This is a genomic window from Nocardia vinacea NBRC 16497 (assembly GCF_000308835.1).
Taxonomy (GTDB): domain Bacteria; phylum Actinomycetota; class Actinomycetes; order Mycobacteriales; family Mycobacteriaceae; genus Nocardia; species Nocardia vinacea.
Map to the genome: position 1 here is coordinate 1 of NZ_BAGN01000083.1, position 2,232 is coordinate 2,232.

Sequence of the window (2,232 nt, forward strand, 5' to 3'; positions counted from 1 at the left end):
GCTGAATTTCCCAGGCGCTGTGGTAATCGATGAGTCCGAGATCCTCGACCACGATCGGGGTCGTATCGAATCGGGCGGACCACGTGGTACGCGTGTCGTTCACGCCCTTGACGGTACGCCCAGTGTCAGCGCCGAATGAACCAGTACGGTGTGGCGGATGCCACAGGATAGCCGGGTTTAGTTCAGCGGATCCGAGAGTCGCTAGTCGCCCTCGACCGGCAGGGTCAGTTGCATCAGCGTCAGATCCATCCAGCGACCGAATTTGCGGCCCACTTCCGGCAGCTCCCCGACGGTGCAGAAATCGAATCGCTCGTGCAGCGCGATCGAACCGGTATTGCTGGATTCGATCGCGGCGACCATGGCGTGCACGGTGCCCGCTCGGCGGGCGCGCTCGATCAGCGCGGTGAGCAGGGCGCTGGCAATACCGCGGCGGTGGAAACGGTCGGCGACGTAGACCGAGTTCTCCACGGTGAAGCGGTAACCCGATCGGGTCCGCCACGGGCCGTAGCTGGCGTAACCGGCGACCTCCCCGCCGATATCGGCGACCAGAATGGGCAGCCCGGCGGCGGTGCGCCCGCGGAACCAGGCGCGCCGATCGTCGAGATCGACCTGCTCGTGATCCCAGATGGCGGTAGAGGTGGCGATATTCGCATTGTGGATGACGAGGATCTCGGGCAGATCGCCCTCATGCGCGTCGCGGATGACGGTGGCACCCCGGGTGTCTAGCTCAGTCATCGATCTACTCCGTGGGGACGCTTGGCAATTGGTCTCCGGTGCCTGGACCATTGTGCTGCCGGTGAATGTCGGCGCGCGGTCAACGCACTGCCGGTCTCGGGTCCGGCGTCATCGGTCGTCATCATGGCCCAAGGCAGCCGCGAGTGCGGCACCGATCGTCTGGTGCTGGAACGGATAACCCGCATCTTCCAGCGCCGTCGGGATCGCGCGCGGCCCGTTCAGGATCGCCTCTTCGGCGAATTCGCCGATCAGCGCGCGTAATGCGAACGCGGGCACCACGAATGGGGTCGGCCGGTGCAGCACGCGGCCCAGTGCCCGATTGAATTCGGCATTGGTGACCGGTGCCGGACCAACCGAATTGATCGGCCCGGCAATGCTGTCGTGGGTAAGCGCGAAGATGATCGCGCCGATCTCATCGGCCATCGAGATCCACGGCGTGTACTGCCGTCCATTGCCGAGTCGGCCACCGAGTCCGAGCGAATACAGCGGCTGCAGCATGCCGAGCATGCCGCCGTGATGGGACAGCACCACCGCACTGCGCAGCAACACAGTGCGCACACCCGCATCGACGGCGGGTTTGGTCGCGGCCTCCCAGTCCCGGCAGAGGGTGGCAAGGAAACCCGTTCCCGCGGGCGTGGTTTCGTCGACCACCCGGTTGCCGGTGGCGCCGCCGTAGTAGTGCACGCCGCTGGCATTCACCAGCACCGGCACACCAGCGGCGGCCACCGCATTGGCCAGGACATCGGTCGGGGTCAGCCGACTGTCACGCAGCTCCTGTTTGTAGCTGCCGTTCCAGCGCCGCCCGCCGATGCTCGCCCCGCAGAGGTTGACCAGCGCGTCGGCACCCCGCAGGGCCCGCTCGTCCAGATCGGCGCGAGCGGGATCCCAGCGGTATTCGTCCGGTGCGTTGGGTGAGCGGCGTACCAGTCTGGCGACTTCGTGCCCCTCGCGGCGCAGCGCCGCGACGAGTGCCGTCCCGATCAGCCCGGACGAACCGGCGATCACCACCTTCATACGCGACAGACGACCCTTTCCGACTACAGACCGAGGTCCGCCTCGAACGCCGCTTCCTCGAGCCGGTGCCGGATCGTGGTCAGGAAGCGACCGGCGTCGGCGCCGTCGATGAGGCGGTGATCGTAGGTGAGCGGCAGGTAGCACATGGACCGAACGCCGATGGACTCGTTACCGGTCTCATCGGTGACCACCACCGGACGCTTGACGATCGCACCCGTGCCGAGCATGCCCACCTGCGGCGGAAGCAGGATCGGGGTGTCGAACAGCGCGCCCTGGCTGCCGATATTGGTGATGGTGAAGGTGCCACCGGCCAGCTCGTCCGGCTTGAGGCCACCGGTGCGGGCGCGGTTGGCGATATCGGCGATGGCGCGGGCCAGTCCGGCCAGCGACAGGTCGCTGGCGTTGTGGATCACCGGGGACAGCAGACCCTGCTCGGTGTCGACGGCGATGCCGAGGTGCACCGAGGCGTGGTAGGTGATCTCC

Annotated in this window: 3 protein-coding genes; all 3 read right to left on the reverse strand. The window is 66.8% G+C overall.

Annotated features, from left to right (window positions below; all coding sequences use genetic code 11):
• Nucleotides 1–201: 201 nt before the first annotated feature.
• Nucleotides 202–735 (reverse strand): GNAT family N-acetyltransferase, encoded by a 534-nt coding sequence (locus tag ON44_RS10370; protein WP_040688496.1) that lies wholly within the window; start codon nucleotides 733–735, stop codon nucleotides 202–204.
• Between the two features lie 108 nt (nucleotides 736–843).
• Nucleotides 844–1,749 carry a TIGR01777 family oxidoreductase gene (locus ON44_RS10375; RefSeq protein ID WP_040688500.1) on the reverse strand — a complete coding sequence of 302 codons (906 nt, stop codon included), beginning with the start codon at nucleotides 1,747–1,749 and terminating at the stop codon, nucleotides 844–846.
• Between the two features lie 23 nt (nucleotides 1,750–1,772).
• The coding region (locus ON44_RS10380) for a 2-oxo acid dehydrogenase subunit E2 (RefSeq protein ID WP_040688503.1) at nucleotides 1,773–2,232 on the reverse strand (460 nt) is incomplete at its 5' end.

Coding starts and splice junctions, on each gene's coding strand:
- ON44_RS10370 (WP_040688496.1), bottom strand. CDS start 735: ATGACTGAGCTAGACACCCGGGGTGCCACCGTCATCCGCGACGCGCAT.
- ON44_RS10375 (WP_040688500.1), bottom strand. CDS start 1,749: ATGAAGGTGGTGATCGCCGGTTCGTCCGGGCTGATCGGGACGGCACTC.